Origin of the sequence: Amycolatopsis sp. NPDC050768, from assembly GCF_040654155.1 — a bacterium.
Taxonomy (GTDB): Bacteria; Actinomycetota; Actinomycetes; order Mycobacteriales; family Pseudonocardiaceae; genus Amycolatopsis.
Window position 1 is genome coordinate 198,200 of record NZ_JBFAHL010000003.1, and the last position, 17,681, is coordinate 215,880.

At 71.5% G+C, this 17,681-nt stretch carries 10 protein-coding genes; all 10 read right to left on the reverse strand.

All coding sequences use genetic code 11. From position 1 onward, the window contains the following. Positions 1-23: 23 nt before the first annotated feature. The 10 genes from AB0H62_RS11025 to AB0H62_RS11070 all read right to left on the reverse strand — a co-directional run bounded on the left by AB0H62_RS11025 (position 24) and on the right by AB0H62_RS11070 (position 17,655). On the reverse strand, positions 24-464 hold the full coding sequence (locus AB0H62_RS11025) for a hypothetical protein (RefSeq protein WP_360585594.1): 441 nt from the start codon (positions 462-464) through the stop codon (positions 24-26). Then, on the reverse strand, positions 461-859 hold the full coding sequence (locus tag AB0H62_RS11030) for a YbaB/EbfC family nucleoid-associated protein (RefSeq protein ID WP_220245039.1): 399 nt from the start codon (positions 857-859) through the stop codon (positions 461-463). Before AB0H62_RS11030 ends, AB0H62_RS11025 begins: the two co-directional genes overlap by 4 nt. Positions 860-870: 11 nt before the next feature. Then, complete coding sequence (locus AB0H62_RS11035) at positions 871-4,197, reverse strand: right-handed parallel beta-helix repeat-containing protein (RefSeq protein WP_220245040.1); 3,327 nt, start codon at positions 4,195-4,197, stop codon at positions 871-873. A gap of 31 nt (positions 4,198-4,228) precedes the next feature. Beyond that, complete coding sequence (locus AB0H62_RS11040; RefSeq protein WP_360585596.1) at positions 4,229-7,207, reverse strand: hypothetical protein; 2,979 nt, start codon at positions 7,205-7,207, stop codon at positions 4,229-4,231. Positions 7,208-7,283: 76 nt separating this feature from the next. Continuing rightward, positions 7,284-7,553: a type VII secretion protein EccB gene (locus AB0H62_RS11045; RefSeq protein WP_220245042.1), complete on the reverse strand. Its 270-nt coding sequence runs from the start codon at positions 7,551-7,553 to the stop codon at positions 7,284-7,286. Between the two features lie 15 nt (positions 7,554-7,568). Next, positions 7,569-8,945 carry a type VII secretion integral membrane protein EccD gene (gene eccD / locus AB0H62_RS11050; RefSeq protein ID WP_360585994.1) on the reverse strand — a complete coding sequence of 459 codons (1,377 nt, stop codon included), beginning with the start codon at positions 8,943-8,945 and terminating at the stop codon, positions 7,569-7,571. A 64-nt stretch (positions 8,946-9,009) separates the two neighbouring features. Then, positions 9,010-13,011: a type VII secretion protein EccCa gene (gene eccCa / locus AB0H62_RS11055; RefSeq protein WP_360585598.1), complete on the reverse strand. Its 4,002-nt coding sequence runs from the start codon at positions 13,009-13,011 to the stop codon at positions 9,010-9,012. A 28-nt stretch (positions 13,012-13,039) separates the two neighbouring features. Then, positions 13,040-16,639 carry a hypothetical protein gene (locus tag AB0H62_RS11060; RefSeq protein WP_360585600.1) on the reverse strand — a complete coding sequence of 1,200 codons (3,600 nt, stop codon included), beginning with the start codon at positions 16,637-16,639 and terminating at the stop codon, positions 13,040-13,042. Between the two features lie 48 nt (positions 16,640-16,687). Continuing rightward, positions 16,688-17,260: a hypothetical protein gene (locus tag AB0H62_RS11065; RefSeq protein WP_360585601.1), complete on the reverse strand. Its 573-nt coding sequence runs from the start codon at positions 17,258-17,260 to the stop codon at positions 16,688-16,690. Between the two features lie 95 nt (positions 17,261-17,355). Continuing rightward, positions 17,356-17,655: a WXG100 family type VII secretion target gene (locus AB0H62_RS11070; protein ID WP_220245046.1), complete on the reverse strand. Its 300-nt coding sequence runs from the start codon at positions 17,653-17,655 to the stop codon at positions 17,356-17,358. Between the last annotated feature and the right edge of the window lie 26 nt (positions 17,656-17,681).

Sequence of the window (17,681 nt, forward strand, 5' to 3'; positions counted from 1 at the left end):
GACAAAACGGGTCTACAAAGGACTCAGTGCGCGGGCTTCGACGGAATCGTCGGCTTCAGCGCGGTGCCTTCACGCGCCTGCAACGGCGCGGTCGGACCGCCGTCGCCACCACTGTTGACGTCCGTGTTCAGCTGCGTGAAGTCCGTCCGCAACGATCCCGCGAGCTCCGTCGCGCCCTCGTCGACGTCGCGGAACGAGTCGGCCATGTCGCGCACCGCCGTGGTCGTGCCGTCCACGGCCTTGGCCCACGCGTCGAGTCCGTTGTAGATCTTGCCGGCCGCCGCGAGGTGCACGTTGGCGAAGTTCGAGCCGTTCTTGTCATTGCCGGTCGCCGCGAGAACGGTGCTCGGGTTGGTCAGGGCCTGCACGCGCTGAGCCAGGCTCCGCAGCTCGCCCACCTTCTGGGCGAAGCCGTTGGCGCTGTTGGTGAGTCCGTCCGCGTCGACGAAGAATTCGTCAGTCATGCCTGGGGCCCTTCCTCCATGCCGGGAACACGTCCCGAGAACAACGCCCGCACGTCCACGCGGCCGCTCATCAAGTCCTGCGCCGAGAGCCCGGGCGGCAGCATCGGTGCCATCGCCTCCGCCGAGGCGCTGATCGACTTCTGCCGCGCCTCCTCGACCGTTTTCACGATCACCGCCGCCAGCTCGGCCGGCGCCATCCTCTTGTACACACTGGTGGGGAAGGAAAGTTCGGTCAGCTCACCGGTGCGCGACACCGTCGCGGTCACCTCGCGCCGCGCCGACGTGGCGCTGGTCGTGAGCGAATCCACCTGCTTGCGGTTCTCCTCGAACCGATCACGCTGCTGCTGGTAGGCGCCCATGGCGTCGTCCAGCATCTTCTGGTACGGCGAACTCATGCGTTACCTCCTCAGCCGACCGACGCCAGGCCCGGGCCCAGCGCCAGCGCTCCGGTCTCAGGTGGACGGATCCCGCGCAGGTCCGCGGCCGCGAGCGTGCGCGACGCGGCCGCCACCGACAACGTCCGCGCCAGCTCGTGAGCCGCGTGCACGGTGTGCTCCGAAGCCGACGCCAGCTCGTGGGCCAGCGCGTCCCGGACGTCGTCAGGGACGTCGTGACCGCGCCGCACCAGCAGCCGCACGGCGATCTCCGCCAGTTCGTCCACTGTGTACTCGCCGAGCTCCCACCCGACGGTGAACGAGCTCCGCAACGCGGGCACCACACCCAGCAGCGCGGCCACCCGCTGCGTCTGCCCGGTCAGCACCACCACCGGGTCAGCCGGACGGCGCGTCACGGCCTCTGCGACAGCCTCGACGACCTCCGCGCCCGAGCTGTGCGTCGCGATCTCCCAGTCACCGTCCACATCGAGCACGAGCACGCCGCCACTGGCGTCGTTCATGGCTGTGCGCACGAGGTGCTCGGCCTGCCCCGGCCAGCGCGGGTACAGGTCGGCGGCCACCGAGCAACGCACGAGCTGCCCGACGTTCACCAGCCCCAGCTCCGCCAGGCTCAACGCGTACAGCTTCGCGAACTCGGCCCGCCCGGACCCGCGTTCGCCGCTGATCACCAGGTTCGCCAGGTGCCCGAGCGGCTGCCGCTCCTGCTTCAGCCCGCCCAGGCGCACCAGCTGGCGCTGCGCGTTCTCCCGCACTCCGGTCTGGCCGACGAGGGTCCGCAGCCGGCTCCAGCCCGTGCTCGCACCGACGGCCGCCGCCGGGTCCGAACCCACCGACACCGCCGCGGCCGCCGCCGACGGCAGCTGCACCAGCTCCGCCCGCAGGTCCTCGGCCGTCAGCCGGTTGAGCTCCGAGTCCTTCGACGGCGGCTGCAACGCCAGCCGCGAAGCCTGGTTGTTCACCATCGCCTCGAACAGCTTGCGCGCCACACGGCCGTTACCGAACGTCGCGTCCTTCGGCACCCGCTCGAAGTACTCGCGCAGCGCCTGCAGAGCGTCGTCGGTCAGCTCGTAGTAGTGCTTGCGCGTCAAGCCCGTCGTGATCGTGACCAGCTCGTCGACGCTGTAGTTCGGGAACTCGATCGTGCGCGTGAACCGCGACGCCAGACCGGGGTTGGACTGCAGGAACAGATCCATCTGCTCCGAGTACCCCGCGACGATCACCACCAGCGAATCACGCTGGTCTTCCATGATCTTCATCAGCGCGTCGATGGCTTCCTGACCGAAGTCCGGACCGGACCCACCCGAACCCGCGGCCAGCGTGTACGCCTCGTCGATGAACAGCACGCCACCGATGGCCTTCTCGACCACCTCGGTGGTCTTGATCGCCGTCGAACCGATGTACTGGCCCACCAGATCCTGGCGCGCGACCTCGATCATGTGACCCTTGGACAGGATGCCCAGCTCCGCCAGCACCGTGCCGTACAGGCGCGCGACCGTGGTCTTACCGGTACCGGGAGGGCCCGCGAACACGAGGTGGCGGCTCATCGGCGGCATCGGCAGCCCCATGCGCTCACGCATCTGGGACATCTTGATCAGGTTGATCAGGCCGGTGACCTCCTTCTTCACCCCGGCCAGACCCACCAGGGACTCCAGGTCACCCAGCGGCCCGTCCAGCACCTCACCCGCGGCGTCGCTCACGCTCTGCGGGCCGGTCGGCTGGTCGGGCGTCGACGGGAACTCCGAGGACAACCCGCTCGGCGAAGAGGATTCCGCGCGCGCCTGGTCGGTGCTCACGTTCTCCACCGTCGCCTGGTCGTCCTCAAGACGATGCACGGCCTCGCCGCCCGCGTCGTTGACCACACAGTCGCGGATCGTCACCGGCTCGCGCGTCTCGACGAGGAACCCGTCGCCACCCGCGCCAAGCACCTCGCACTCGACGAGCGATCCGCGCGAACCCTCTTCCAGCACCACACCGTTGCGCTTGGCGCTGCGCACGCGGCACCGCGAAGCACTCAGCACGGAGCCGCCCGCGACGGTGATCCCGTCGGCCTTCGCCTCGGCGATTTCACAGTCTTGCAACGAACTTTCGGCCGGGCCCGACACACGAAGGCCGCCGCCGCGCACCAGCACCGAGGTGAGCGACGACGGCGTGCTCGCCCCGAGCGTCACGGCGTGTTCGGCGGTCGAGCCCACTCTGACGTCGGCCACGGTCACCCGCGCCGACTCCGTGGCCTCCAGGCCCGCCTCGCGGCCGGTCTCGATCGACGCGTCGGCCAGTTCCATTCGCGACTGTCCGGAAAGGACAATGCCGGGCCCGGCTTCGGTGTTCAGCCGCAGGCCGGTGATCTTCACGGCCGCCTCGGCGTTCACGAGCACCGCCGTCTGCGTCGAACCGCGCACGGTCGCGCGCTCGAACTTCGGCGTCGCCTCACCGTCGACGAGGATCGCGACCGGCGACCCCTCGAACGTGCAGTCCACGAACTGCGGCGCCGCGTTCGCCGTCGCCTGCACCGCGTTGCGCTCGGCACCGGAGAACACGCACTCGCGCAGCAGCGGCGCCGACGACCCGGCCACGTGCGCCGCCTGCATCGGCGCGGCGACGAACTGTGAACTCGCCACCGAGATCCGGCCCTGACTCGTGAGATAAAGGTCAACATTTGCGCTTTCACGCACAGTGAGGCCCGTGATTGTTGCGCGACCCTGTTGTTCCACCACCATCGCGGGTTTTTGTGCGCCGGTGATCTCGCAGTGTTCGATTACTGCCACCGCCTCGCCGTTCACGCAGATCCCGTTGCCCTGCGGGCGGCGCACCGCACACCGGCGCAGCACCACGGACCCGACCTCGGCCACCACGATCCCCGACGACGCCGCGTCGACGATCTCCGTGTCCTCGATCGTGCTCTGCGCGGGCGAAGCCACGACCACGCCGGCGCCCGCCGAGCTCGTCACCGTGCAGCCGCGCAGCGCGAGCTGGCCCTGCAGGCGCGCGAGCAGCGTCGCCCAGGACGCGCCGGAGATCCGGCAGCCGTCCAGCGCCGCCTCGCCGCGCACCACGTCGACGGCCACGAGGTTGCTGTCGGTGCTGGTGAGCGTGAACCCGCGCAGCTGCACGGCCTCGGCGTTGGCGACGAGGACGCTGCCCTCGCTCGCCACGACCTCGACGGTGCCCGCACCCTGCTCGGCGACCAGCGAAACCATCCGGTCCACCACGAGGTTCTCCTCGTAGCGGCCCGGGTTCACGCTGATCGTGGCCCCCGGCTGCGCCTGCGCCAGCGCGGCGCCGATGGTCGGGAACGCCCCCGGCCGATCACCGCCGACCACGAGCAACTGTCGGTTCATCGATTTCGCCTCTCCCGCCTCGACACCACGCTCACACCAGCCCCGGGAGCGCCCCGAACCGCGGCGCGGACACCTCGGCGATCGGATCCCGGCCGTCGGCCTCGGCCCACACCTCGAGCTCCCGGCGCAGCGACACCAGCGCCAGCTCGTCGAGCGAGATCCGGTCGGACGCGACCTTGCCGGTCTCGTCCACCTCGCTCGACGTCAGTTCCCGCAGCAGCACCAGCCCGCGCACGCCCTCGGCAGGCTCGCGCAGGTCCAGCACCTTGAAACTCGTGCCGGGCACGAACAGCACCCGGTTCTCCACGCCACCGGCGGTGGGTTCCAGCAGCTTCGTGCGGCGGGCCGTGATCGACCAGACCAGCACGTCGGTGTCGCCGTCCAAAGTGGACGACGGCTGCGTGAGCGTGTTGAGGAAACCCCACTCGGTGAGCACCTTCTGCGAGCGGAACAGGTCCCACTCGGACTTCGACACGGACGTCGCGAACGTCGCCGGCCCGCGGTGCGAGGGCAGCCGGCTCAGGCCGGCGACCACGCAGCGCGCGATGGGCACGTGCGGCCCGTTGGCGCCGGTGCGCAGCGCGCCGTCGATGGCCGCGCCCTTGGCCGAGAGGTACAGCTGCACGGCGACCGCGTCGGTGAGCACCTCGGCCGACGACGTCGACAGCGCCCCCTGGAACCCGGGGTGCTCGGACAGGATGCGGGCCACGGCGTTGGACATCAGGCCGTACTCCGCGCCGAGTGACTTGCGCAGCCACTCGCGTTCCTTCTCGGCGCCACGCTTGGGCAGCAGCGCCGTCGCCTCGGCACCCGGGGTGGGCTGCAGGCGCGCCTCGCCCTTCTCGGCCGGAACGACCGGGGCGACCGGCTCGGCGACGGCTTCGATGGCCTGAGCGTTCTCGCTGGTCTCAGCGTTCTCGGTGTTCTCGGTGTTCTCAGCGTTCTCGGTGTTCTCGGTGTTCTCGGTGGTGGTCTCGACGGGAACGACCGGTCCCTGCACGGTCGGCGCGTCGACCGACGGCGGCGCCACGGGCGGCATCCCCACGCCAGGCGACATTCCGGCGGGCGGAGTGGCAGCCGGCGGCATCCCGGCCGGAGGCCTGGCCGCGGGCGGCATCCCCACGGGCGGGGTGGCGGCCGGCGGCATCGACACGGGCACAGCGGCCAGACCGGGCGGAGCCACCGGAGCCGACGGCATCCCCACCGGCGGCGCGGCAGGCGGAATCGGCGCGGGCGGGGCAGCCGGACCCGAGAACCCGGTCGGCGCACCGAGAACCGGCACGCCCGGGCCCGCGAAACCGCCGGGCGCCCCGAACTTCGGCGGCGCCGACGGACCCGCGAACGCAACCGGAACCTCGCCCTGAGGCACCGTGGGGCCGACCGGACCCGCGAACCCGGCACTGTGCCGGCCCGCCGGCTTGTCGTCCTGCCCGTCCCCGAACGGACCGCTCGAGGACTCCTCCACCGGCACCATCGGCGGCCGAGCCGATGTGATCGTGATCGGGCTGCCGACCCCGGCCAGCGACCGCGGCACCCCGACACCCGGGTCGAGGCGCTGCGTGATCGTCGGCTCGGACCGCAGCAACGCCGGCTCCGGCGTGACGTCCACCTCGAGGTCAACGGGCGCGGCCGGCTTGTAACCGCCGGGCATCACGACCTCGGTCGGGCCGGCCTCCAGCAACGCTGGGGCCGGAGCCGCGTCACCCTGCTCGATCGCCGCCAGCGCCTTGGTTGTCACCTGCACCCGGCCGCGCTCGGCCAGCAGCGCGTGCGCGGGCAGGACGCGACTCATGCGCCGCGTGTTCTCGTCGAGCCGCGCGAGCACGTCCTGGGCCAGCATCCGCATGCGGTCCGCGGCGTCTTCGCTCGTCGCGTCGAAAGTCAGGTTGTTGATCGAGTTGTCCAGCGTCAGCGAGCGCACTGCCGGGGTGTCGCGGCCGTCGTGCGGCGAGCGCACCAGCAGGCCGGACTGCACGACCTCGATCACGGCGTCGGGCGAGTACCAGTACACGGCCGGGGCGACCTCGTTGAGGCCGTGGATCGGCGGGCGGTGGCTGATCAGGCGCGGCGCCTGCACCGGCCCGCCCTGCACGCGCGGCTGGTAACCGATCTCGCGCACGAACGTGGTCCAGCCCAGCCGGCCGTCGAACAGCACCGTGCGCACGTCGACCAGCTGCGGCGACCCGACGGGCAGGCCGGTGTAGAACGCGACCTCCTTGCCCAGCAGGTCGGCCAGCGCCTGGCCCAGCGACGTCCCGGCCGGCACCGACATCGGGCCGTACTGCACGAACCGGGCGTTGGCCCGCACGTTCTCCGGCAACCGCACCCACAGGCGGGCCGCGTCGTCGAGCGTCAGCGGCGGGCAGCCGGGGCAGCCCAGCACGATCGTCATCGTGTCGTGCTGCGCGGGCAGGCCCTTGACCAGCGCCGCGCGGTGGGCGCGCTGTCCCTGGTCGAAGCCGACCGGCCGCACCCACAGCCCACCCGGCAGCGGCTCCGCGACCCCGCGCGAACTCGTGGACGTCAGCTCCGCCGTGAGCCCGGAGTCCCACGACGGCCGCGGGAACCGCTTGGCCTCCCACTTCGGCGCGCGACCCGGCTGGAACTTCACCCAGCCGCTGCCGCGTCCGGAGTGGACGAACAGGGCACCGCCGGCGCTCGGGATCACCGAACCGTCAGGGGCGAGCACCGTGCGGTTGATCCGCTCCGACAGCCACTGCCCGGCCAGCGCCGACGTCTCGCGTGAACGTCCGCCGATCACGAGCCGCACGCCGCGACGGCGCCGCGGCAGGACCTTCGCCACCGACTCCCACAGCGAGATCGGCGAGTCCACCGGCAGGTCCACGACGACCAGGTCGTGCTCGGTGTCGGCCGCGACGCCCAGCGCGAGCGCCTGGGCCTCGTCGGTCATCCCGGTCGCGGGGTGGACGACAAGAGCGTTCCCGACCGTCTGCTTGTCGAGGGTGGTACCGGAGGCACCGGTCCCGCGACGCACCAGCGAGAGGTCCATGTTCACCTTCGTCCTTCCTACCGGCACCGGCCCGAGCTCCCGGCACAGCTGTCACGTGCGGCGTAGGTCTATCGGTTCACGTCGGGATGCGCACCGTGTGGGACGGCCCGCCGGTGCCCCCCACTGGTGCAGACGGCGCACTCCCGCCGGTGTGATGCGCGATCAGGCCGTAGACGAAAAACCCGACCACGATCAGCAGGGCCAGCAGCGCGCCGCCGAGCAGCCCGTTCCAGGTCCGCTTGGCCGGCACGTCGAGGTGGCTCGCGTCGCCCAGCACCAAGGCCGAGGTCATCCGTCCGATGAGGAACGAATAGGCCTCGACGTGGTCCTTCTGCGTCTGCACCATGTCAGCTCACCCCGTTCACGCCGTGAGCCCGGTCGCCCAGCCGTAGACCCCGAACAGCTGCAGCAGGATCGGGATCACCGCCACCGCGCTCAACGTCTCGGTCCAGTTGGCCAGGTGGCCCCAGATCGGCAGCAGGCGCCGCGGCGGCGGCCGCAGCATCGCCAGCACCAGCAGGAAGAACACCAGCGCCAGCCCGCCGGCCGACACCCCGCGCCAGTTGGCCGCCATCGGGTCGACCAGCGACAGCGCGAGCAGCACCAGCCCGACCGAGCCGGCGATCGACAGCGGCACCCGCTGCCACGCGCCCAGCAGCGCGCGCGAGCGCATCAGCACCGCCGCGGCCACCAGGAACGCCAGCAGCTTCGGGAACAGGTCCTGCTCCGCGAGGAACGGGAACGCGCAGGTGAACACGACCGCCGACGCGATGCAGAAGATCGTGAGGTAACCGTCGGCGTAGGCGGTCTGCCGCACCATCTGCTCCGCGGGCGCGGGCTCGATGTCGTACTGCAGCTCCGACGCGGTGCGCGGCAGCTGCGGGCCGCGGATGCGCGCGAACCGGATGCCGATGCGCGGAGCGAAGACGAGCACCGCGATGAGTACGGCCGACACGAGGCCGGCCGTCTGGGTCGTGGTCAGCCCGGCACCGAGGTGCAGCCACATCGAGAGGGCGCCGGCGACACCCGTCGCCACCACCGCGCCGAACGGCACGAACGGCAGCCCCGGCGACCACGCGGCGCGCCCGCCGATGAGCAGGCCACCGGCCAGCGCGAACGTCAGCGAGCCAACGAGGATCGGCGCGCCCTGCAGGTCGAACGCGGCGTCGACCCCGGCCACGCCCACGGCACCGGCGATGGCCGCGAACCCGCAGCCGCCGAGGCCGAGCAGCAGGAGCAGCGCCCCGTCGTCGGACCGCACGCCGCAGGCGACCGCGGCCACGACCAGGCCGAGCGCCACGACGGCGGTCCCGATCGCGGACAGGCCCAGCGGACCCGGCATGAGCAGGATCCACGCCAGCACGACCTGCGCGAAGATCGCGAAGCCGAGGAACAGCCAGCGGTTGAACTCCGGCTTCCAGCGGCCGGGCTGACGGCTGACCGCGGTGGCCATGCCGTCGGCGATGTCGTCGAAGTCGAGCTCCGGCAGCGGGTCCAGGCGGGGGCGGAGGTGGAACTCCTCGCCCTCCTTCCAGTCCAGCGACTCCGGCGTGCCGGCCGCGTCGAGCGGGGCCTCACCGAGGCGCTGCAGCACCCACGTGTCGGCCAGGTCCTCGCGGCCGCCGGTGTGGCGCAGCAGCACCGGCAGCAGGCTCGTGAGCGGCACCGACATCGGCACGGCCAGGTCGGCCCGCCCCTGCGGCCCGTACACCGTGATCCGGCAGAGCTCGCCCTGCATGGCTGTCAACGTCGGCTCCTTCCAGCGCGCGCGTTGTCATCGGAAGCGCTGTCGTCGTAAGTGCTCATCGCAGGCCGCCCACCAGCTGCTGCTGCTCGGCTTCCGCGCCCAGCGGCACGTAACCGGTCTGCACGAGCTTCACGCCGCGGCGAGTGACCAACTGCGCGCGGCCCGCGGGCAGGTTGCGCGGGGTCGCCTCGCCGAGGAACTTGCCTTCTTCCTTGGGGTAGGAGAAGACCACGCCGGGGCTGCCGAGCTCCCAGGCCCGGCGGATCACCGGGTCGCTCAGCGCCCGCATCGCACCGGAGGTGCTGCGCGCGACGATGAGGTGGAACCCGATGTAAGAGCCTTGGGAAAGCAGCGACAGCAACGGCTCCAGCGGCGAGCCCATTCCGCCGGTGAGCAGCTGGTAGTCGTCGACCACGAAGAACAGCCTCGGCCCCGTCCACCAGTCGCGGCGCTTGAGCCGGTCGGCGGTGATGGACTGGTCCGGCACGCGCGGGGTGAGCGACACGCTCGCCTGCGCGGCCAGCTCCTGCAACGCCTCCGTGGTGGTGGCGTAGCCGACGCGGTAGGCCTCGGGGACCTCCGTGTCGAGCATGCGGCTCGGGTCGGCGAGCACGATCTTCGCCTCGCTCGGCTGGTAGCGCGCGAGCACCGAGCGGATGACCAGCCGCAGCAGGTTGGTCTTGCCGGTCTCGTTGTCGCCGAAGGTGAGCAGGTGCGGCGTGGCCTCGAAGTTGTGCCACACGGGCAGCAGCCGCTGCTCGTCCTGGCCCAGCGCGATCCGCAGGTCGCCGTCCGGCCGGGGGAGCTCGCTGATCGGCAACGTGTTCGGCAGCATCCGCACCGCCGGCGCCTTGCGGCCCGGCCAGAACGTGTGCACCTCTTCGGCCACGGCCTTGGTCGCCGCCGCCAGGTCGTCGGTCGCCGAGCTGCCGTCCATGCGCGGCAGGGCCGCCAGGAAGTGCAGCCCGTCCGGCGTCATGCCGCGGCCGGGCTGGTTCGGCACCGTCTTGGCCTTGCGCGAGCCGATCTCCGACTCCATCGGGTCACCCAGGCGCAGCTCGAACCGGGTCTGCAGCAGGTCGCGCAGGTACGGACGGATCTCCGACCAGCGCGTGGACGCGATCACCACGTGGATGCCGAACGACAGACCGCGCGAGGCCAGCTCGCCGATCTTCTGCTCCAGCTCCGAGTAGTCGTTCTTGAGGCTGTACCAGCCGTCGATGACCAGGAAGACGTCGCCGAACGGGTCGTCGATCTGGCCGCGCCGGCGCAGCTGCCGGTAGACCTCCATCGACTCGACCCCACGCTCGGAGAACACGTTCTCGCGGTACTCCATGATCTGCGAGATCTCTTCGATGGTCCGCACCACGCGGTCGCGCTCGAGGCGCGTGGCGACCGAGCCGACGTGCGGCAGGCCGTTGATCGACATGATGCCGCCACCACCGAAGTCCAGCCCATAGAACTGGACTTCCTGCGGCGTGTGCGTCATCGCCAGTGCCAGCACGAGCGTGCGGACGATGGTCGACTTGCCCGTCTTCGGGCCACCCACCACGGCCACGTGGCCCGCGGCACTGGACAGGTCGGCCATCAGCAGCTCGCGCACCTGCTCGAACGGCCGGTCGATCATGCCCATCGGCACCCGCAGGCGACCGTGGTGCGCCGGGTCCTGCACGCTCATGCCGCGCACCGGGTCGGGCAGCACGCTGGGCAGCAGCGAGTCGAGGCTCGGCGACTCCGCCAGCGGCGGCAGCCACACCTGCCGCGCCGCCGGACCCGCGCCCGTGAGCCGGTCGACGAACACGTCGGCCAGCGTCGGGCCGACCGGCGCCGCGTCGAGAGCGTCCACATCGGACATCTTCTTCTCGGCGGGGTCCGGCTCGTCGTCGCGGATGATGAACCGGCTCGGGCGCGACTGGGTGAAGAACGGAACCACCTCGCGGCTCACGCGCGCGGCGTCCGAGTGGCCCTCGCCGCCGCCGGCGGGCACGGGACCGGACACGTACGCGGCCTTGAACCGCACCAGGTTCGTCGTGTCGATCTTGAGGAAACCGTTGCCCGGCTCCGAAGGCAGCTCATACGCGCTGCCGACCCCGATCACACTGCGCGACTCCATCGAGGAGAACGTGCGCAGCGCGATCCGGTAGGACAGGTGGCCCTCCACGCGGTGGATGCGGCCCTCGTCCAGCCGCTGCGACGCGAGCAGCAGGTGCACACCGAGGCTCCGGCCCAGCCGCCCGACCGAGACGAACAGCTCCATGAACTCCGGCTTCGCGCTCAACAGCTCGGAGAACTCGTCCACCACCAGGAACAACGTCGGCATCGGCGCCAGCTGCTCACCGGCCGCGCGCGCCTTCTCGTACTCGTACAACGACGGATAACCACTGGCACGCAACTGTTCCTGCCGGCGCACCATCTCACCGTTGAGCGAGTCCTGCATGCGGTCGACCAGCGGCAGCTCGTCGGCCAGGTTGGTGATCATCGCGGAGGTGTGCGGCAGCCGGTCCATCCCCAGGAACGTCGCGCCACCCTTGAAGTCCACCAGCACGAAGTTCAAGATCTCCGACGAGTGCGTCGCCGCCAGCCCCAGCACCAGCGTGCGCAGCAGCTCCGACTTGCCCGAACCCGTCGCGCCGATCAGCATGCCGTGCGGGCCCATGCCGCCCTGCGCCGATTCCTTCAGGTCCAGCTCGACGATCTCGCCCTCTTCGGTCACGCCGATCGGGACCGACATGCGCGCCCGCTGCACCGCCCGCGGCCGCCACTGGGCCGGGATGTCGAACGTGTGCACGTCCTTGATGTTCAGCAACGCCGTCAACCCGAAGTCGCTTTCCAGCGGCTGCTCCGCGATCTCCAACGTGCCACTCGTGCGCTTCGGCGCCAGCAACCGCGCCAGGCCCTCGGCCTGCGTCACCGACAGCTCGTCGCGCAACGCCGAACCCGCGCCCGTGCCGGCGGGAAACTCGACGAGGTCGTCCTTCGTCGTCAGCCGCAGCACCTTCGGGCCACCGGGCAGCGCGCCCGTGACGTCGAGCAGCACCACGTTGCGCAGACCCGCGCCCACCAGCCGCGACGACTCCGGGATCGGCGCCAGGTGCGCCACGATCACCACGAGCGGCTCGGTCGTGGTCGGACCCACTGCCTTGTCGTGGTCGTCGCGGTCGGCGACGTCCGGGCCCAGGATGTCCATCAGCTCGTCGTGATCCGTCGCCAGCAACCGCAACGGACCCGCCGGATCGCGGAACGTCGGGTGGTTGTTGTGCGGCATCCATTTCACCCAGTCCCACTGCGACTGGGCGGCCTCGGTCGTCAACACCGCCACGCGCAGCTCATCCGGCGAGTGGAACGTGATCAGCTGCGCGAGCATCGCCCGCACCAGACCGACGGCGGCCTCGGGGTCGCCGTCGAACTCCACGCTCGTGAAGCTGCGCAGCCCCACCGCCGTCGGAATGCCCGACAACGTCCGGTACGTCTCGGTGAAGCGCCGCAAGGAGATCGCCGACAGCGGATCCAGGTCCTCGATCGGCTTCGTCACCGGCGGCATCAGCTCCAGCGCCGACTGCTGCGACCCCAGCCCGATGCGCACGCGGCCGAAGTCGTCGTGACTCACCCGCCGTTCCCACAGCCGCGGCCCCATAGCCAGCGACCACAGCGAATCCGGCGACGGGTTGTTCCACGCCACCGCCCGCCGCTGGTGCTCCGCCGTCGACCGGGCGCGCTCGCGGACCTGCGCGATGTAACGCAGGTAGTCGCGCCGCTCGGCCTTCATCTTCCGCTTGCGCTCACCCGCCGCCCGCGACAGCTGGCCCAGGCTCATGGCCATCATCGACACGCCCATGCCGCCACCGAGCACGTACGTCATCGGCGAGCTGCCGCCGACGCCCGAGAACGCCAGGATCATCACCATCGACCCGATGCCCATCGGCAGCATCATCAACAGCGAGTTGAAGTCCCGCGCCGCCGGCTCGGCGAGCACCGGCGGCTCCTGCAGGTCTTCCTGCCCCTCGGGCAGCTCCGGACCCGCGACCCGCGGGCCACGCTTGACCGTCTCAGTACTCACCGGTGCACCTCCTTCCGAACGTTCCCCGTCACTCGAGCACGCCCGAAGGCCGGCTCGCCGGGCGACCCCACGCGGACTCGTCCTGGCTCAGCAGGTCCGCCATCGTGCGTTCGGCCTCTTCTTCCTCTTCGCCCTCTTCGACTTCCGCAGTGTCCTCTTCGGACTCGAGCTCGTAGGGGTCGGGTCCGCCGTTCGTGGGCAACTCGTCGGCGTAGAACTCGCCCTGGCCGGTGCGCACCCGCTGGTACGTCGCGAGGTGCGGCGAGTCCTCCGTGCCACCCGCCGGGCGCCACGGCTTGTCCGAGCGCTCCACCAGGTCGGTGACGAAGTCCTCCTCCCGCTCCTCGCGCTGCGCGAACACCGAGGAAGGCAGCAGGCCCGGCAGGAAGTCGGCCGTGCCGGCGTCCCACGCCGAGGTGTCCACGACCTCCGCGGCCTGGACCACAGCGATGCGCACCTCGTCGGGCTCGCCACCGCCGACGCCGCCCGCGGTCGCGCCTTCGCGGTCGTCGTGCTTGTCGTTGTGCTGCTCGGAGTTCTGCGTGTTCGGGGCCGATTGCGTGGCTTGGGTCGCCGGGGTTGCCGCCGTTGCGGCCGACCCGGCCACGCCCCAGCCCGCCTGCACGGACGGCACCACGACGGGGACGGCCGGGACCGCGCTCGTCGCCCAGCCAGCCGAGCCGGCTGCCGGCTGGTCGCCGGTGCCCCAGCCCGTGACGGGGGCCGGGTCGTCGGGGGTCGCCGTCTCGACCGGGGTGGCTTTGACGGGCGCCGAGTGGACCGGCGTCGGGTGGACCGGAGTGGCGTCGACCGGCACCGGGGTGACCGGAGTGATGTCCACCGGCACCGGCGCGGCAGGCACCGGGTCGGGCTGCGTCGACCACGACGTCGCGGGCGCCGCCGGGGTGTCGCTGAGCACGGCCGGGTCGCCGGCGCCCGCCGGGACCTGGCCGTTCGTCCACGGCTGCGTGGTGGCGTCGAGCAGGCTCGCGGAGTCGGGCCGGTCGGTCGCGGTGCCCGTCGGCGCCGGGCCGCCCATGCCGTTCTGCGGCGGGGCGGCCATGCCCGGCGTGCCGGTGTTGTCGGTGTCGTGCACGGCGGGCGTGTCGAGGCCGTCCACAGAGGACAGTGCCGGCGGCGCCCAGTCGGCCGACTTCGACGGCGGGGTGTCCCCGAACGAGTTCGGGTCACCGACACCGGCCGACGAGTTCGCCAGCCACGCGTTGTCCACGCCACCGAGCAGACCGGCCGAGTCGGGCCGGTCGGCGGCCGGCGCGTTCGCACCCGCCCCGCCTCCCGCGCCACCCGGCGGCATCATCGGCATGCCCGAGCCCGCGCCACCGGCGCCGACCTGGCCCGGACCGTTCGTCCCGTTCGGGTCGGCCAGCGACTGAGGCAGGTCCGGCGGCGGCACGAGGTTGCTCGAGTCGAGCCCCTTCACCGCGTCGAGCCCACCGCTGTCACCGGCACCGCCGAGGTCACCGGCACCACCGACGCCCGCGTCCGCTCCGGGCGGCGGAGCCCACGACGCCGACTTGAGCGGCGGCGTCTCCCCGAACGAGGTCGGGTCGCCGATGCCCTGCGGGACGTCGGTGAGCCACGGCTTGTCGATGCCCCCGAGCAGACCCGCGGAGTCGGGCCGCTCGCTGCCCTGGTTGCCCAGGCCGCCCGCGCCACCACCCGCGCCGCCCGGCGGCATCATCGGCGTGCCCGAGCCCGCACCGCCGGCACCGACCTGGCCGGGACCGTTCGTCCCGTTCGGGTCCGCCAGCGACTGAGGCAGGTCCGGCGGCGGCACGAGGTTGCTGGAGTCCAGCCCCTTGATCCCACCGGGACCGTCCGAGCCCGCGCCACCGAGGCCGCCGACGCCGTCGAGGTTCGCACCACCCGCGCCGCCGGTCCCACCGGCGTCACCGGGCGGCGGCGCCCACGAAGCGTGGCTCAGCGGCGGGGTCTCGCCGAGCGAGGTCGGGTCGCCGATGCCCTTCGGGATGTCCGAGAGCCACGGCTTGTCCACGCCACCGAGCAGGCCCGCGGAGTCGGGCCGCTCGCTGCCCTGGTTGCCCAGACCACCGGCACCACCCGCGCCGGTCGGCGGCGGCATCATCGACGGCGGCGGAATGGCGCCCTGGTTGCCGTTGTTGCTGCCGTCCTGCAAGCCCGGCGGCAGGTCCGACGGGTTCAGCGCGTTGCTCGACAGGTTGTTGCCCAGGCCGGCGCTGCCCGGCGGCGGCGTGAGGGCCGGCGGCTTGATGTCGCCGAGACCACCACCGCCACCTGTGCTGCCGGGGCCACCGCCGCCCTTGACGTCACCGGGCGGCGGCGTGAGCGCGGGCGGCTTGATGTCGGCGAGGTTGGTCCCGCCGTTGTTTGCGCCGTTGTTGCTGCCCGTCAAGCCGGGCGGCGGCGTCAGGTTGGGCGAGGTGAACGGGGGCAGGTTGCCCAGATCACCGTTCTGGCCACCGTTCTGCCCGCCGTCGTCGCCACCGATCGAGCCCGGGGGCGGCGGCAGGTTCGGCGACGTGAGCGGAGGCGGCGTGGTGTCGAAGTTGCTCAGCCCGGCACCACCGGGCCCGCCACCGGGACCACCGCCACCGGACGTGTCGAGGTTGGGCGGCGCCACGTTGAGGTTCTGGAACGGCGGCGGGTCGCCGGCACCGGTGTCACCGCCACCGAGGTCACCGGGAGGCGGCGGGATGGCCGCGGCGTTGAGGGGCGGCGGGTTGCCGGCGCCACCGGTCCCGTCACCGCCACCGGTGTCACCCGGGGGCGGCGGGATGTTCGGCGGCGGGACATTGCCCGCGCCACCACCGCCGTCGCCACCACCGGCACCCCCGCCGGGAGGCGGGATGTCGGCGGGCGGCGGGATGTTCGGGGGCGGCGGCAGGTTGTCGCCGCCGCCGCCGGGCGGCGGGACGTTCGGCGGCGGGGGCGGCGGGGCCTGGCCGGGCGGCGGCGGGGTGTAGCTGGAGGTCGCGACGGTGTTGTACTTCCCGGCGAGCTGGTTGCCGACCTGACGCATGTCGTTGGTCATCATCTCGACCGCGTCGGGGAACTGCGAGATGAAGGCACGCCCGTCGCCGAGCACCTTGCCGCGCGCGATGACCTGCTCGGCGTAGTAACTGTCGATGTAGCGAAGGGTGTTCTGCGCCCACTGCAGGTAGGCGGCGGAGTTCACGAGCTGGGTCGGGATGTCGCGCGCACCGCCACCGCCGTCGGTGATCATGTGCACGAGGGCGTCGAACTTACCGCTCAGGTTGGCGGCCAGGACCTTGAAGTTGTCGGCGGCGGTGCCCTTCCACGGCCCGTCGTCGCCCGCGAGAGCGGCGGTCTGGTCCTTGATGGCTTGGGAGATGGCGGCGAGGTTCAGCTGCGTCGTCTGGAACACGCCGGCGGCGGCCTGCAGCGACTGCCAGTTGACGTTGCCGTAGGCCCGGTCCAGATTGTCCTGACCGCCGGTCATCGAACCGCCGCCGAGGATGGCGGCCTCGATCTGCTTCCAGGTCAGCCCGTCGAAGTCCTTGCCGGGGTCCCCGGTGGTGTTCGATTTCCCGTTGCTGCTGGAATCGGGCCAGATGCCGTCGTCGTCCTGCTGGAACCCGTTGCTGTTATTCGGGTTGTCTGCCATCTTCCCTCGTTCGCCTCGAACCTGGGACCGCCGCCCCCGTGGGACCGGTCAGCTGTGCTTGTTGCCCGCGTTGTTGATTTCGTTGCTGACGTTGCCGAAGTACTGGTTGTACTTGTCCATCGTCATGTTGTTGGCCTCGTCCGCGTCGTCGTAGGCCTTCGACGCCGTGTTCACGGCTTCGGAAAGGTCGTGCAGCGACGTGATGAGGTCCTGGATCGTGGCGCGCGTGGTGTCGCGCACCCCGCCCGGCCCGACGATCGGCTGGGTGATCTTGCCGTTGGCGGTGGCGAAGATACCGGGCTTGACGGTGATGCCGTCGAGCTGGCCGGGCAGGTCCTTGAGCGGGCCGTCGGCGAGGGTCTGCATGTTCGTGGCGAACGTGCGCATCGCCTCGGTGTTGACCGTGGTCACGCCCTTGCCGGGGTGGTCGGCGCCACCGGGGACCGCGGGCGGCGTGGTGACGTTGCCCTGCGGGATCCACTGGTTGTCGACCGGCGGCGGGGTCTGGTCACCAGGGCTCTTGAACGGGCCGCTCGTCGACGCCGGGGTGTTGTTCCCGTCGCCGTTGATGGAGTCCATCACCGTCTTCGCCGATTCGAAGACGACTGGGTCGAATGCCATGAGTGCTCACTGTCCTTTCAGGTCTGCGGACCCGGTGGGGACACCGAGGGCGCGGCGGGTGACCCACCGCGCCCCGGGGACCCGCGACGCCGGCATCAGCGCTGCGCGAACCGCTGCGCGTTGCCGCTCTCGGTGGTCGAGGTGCCCTCGTTGATGTGCGACAGGGTCTGCGAAGCGGCGTCGAGGGCCTGCGGCAGGACCTGGGCCTGCTGGTGGCACCACTCGTAGGTCGACTGGAACTCGTCGGCCGCCGAACCGGTCCAGTGCTCGCGCTGCGCCTGGATCTTGCTGTGCATCTCTTCCAGCAGCGAGGTGATCTGCTGCGCCTGCTGCTTGGCCGTGTTGACGGTGTCGCCCATCACGGCGAAGTTGATCTGGAAGTTGCCCAGAGCCATGGATCTGTCCTCTCAGGAGAAAGCTG